General features: G+C 66.8%; 1 protein-coding gene. It reads left to right on the top strand.

Translation table 11 applies throughout. From position 1 onward, the window contains the following. The first annotated feature begins 105 nt into the window (after positions 1 to 105). A protein-coding gene (locus tag MA875_RS17340; protein ID WP_241186004.1) for an IS5 family transposase occupies positions 106 to 949 on the top strand; the annotation gives its coding sequence in 2 pieces (ribosomal slippage) (positions 106 to 411 and positions 413 to 949; 843 coding nt in all).

Below are 949 nucleotides of genomic sequence, written 5' to 3' on the forward strand. Positions count from 1 at the left end.
ACTAGGGCGTGTCTCCCAAAGGTTTGGGCTGGTCGCTGGAACGCTCGGTGTGTGTCTCGAACGGAGTTGCTGACTGATGCGCAGTGGGAGCTGATTGCTCCGTTGATGCCGTCCTCGCAGGGGCGTCGTGGTCGGCCGTTCGCCGATCATCGCACCGTGGTGGAGGGCATCATCTATCGCTACCGGACCGGGATCGCGTGGCGGGACTTACCCGGGTGCTTCGGGCCGTGGCAGACGGTGTGGAAGCGGCACCGCCGCTTCAGCGGTGATGGGACGTGGGACAAGATCCACAGCGTCCTGCTGGCCCATGCCGACGCCGCCGGGCTGATCGACTGGGAAGTCTCGGTGGACTCCACGATCAACCGCGCCCATCAGCACGCCACCAACCTGCCCCGGGACACAGGGGGACCTGACGAATTACACGAATCTGCGCATCGAGCCGCCTGATCACGCCATCGGCCGCTCCCGCGGCGGCCTGTCGACGAAGATCCACCACCTGTGCGACGGGAACATGCGGCCGCTGGTGATGCTGCTCGGGCCCGGGCAGGGCGGGGACTCCCCGATGTTCGAGCACGTGATGAACGCCCTGCGGGTACCGCGCCTGGGTGGGGGCCGGCCACGCACCAGGCCCGACCGGGCGCTGGGTGACAAGGCTTACTCTTCCCGGGCCAACCGCAAGCTGTTGCGCCGGCGCGGCATCCAGGCCGTCATCCCCGAACGCGATGATCAGATCGCCAACCGCAAGCGCCGCGGCGCCAAGGGTGGTCGCCCGGTCACCTACGACACCGAGGCCTACAAGCGCCGCAACGTCGTCGAGCGCGGATTCAACATCTTCAAGCAATGGCGCGCCTTGGCCACCCGCTACGACAAACTCGCCCTGACCTATCGCGGCGGCGTCGTCCTACGCGCCATCACCATCTGGCTCAAGGCTTTAAGAGACACGCCCTAG

The organism is Microbacterium kunmingense (assembly GCF_023155745.1).
In the GTDB taxonomy this organism is placed as follows: domain Bacteria; phylum Actinomycetota; class Actinomycetes; order Actinomycetales; family Microbacteriaceae; genus Microbacterium; species Microbacterium kunmingense.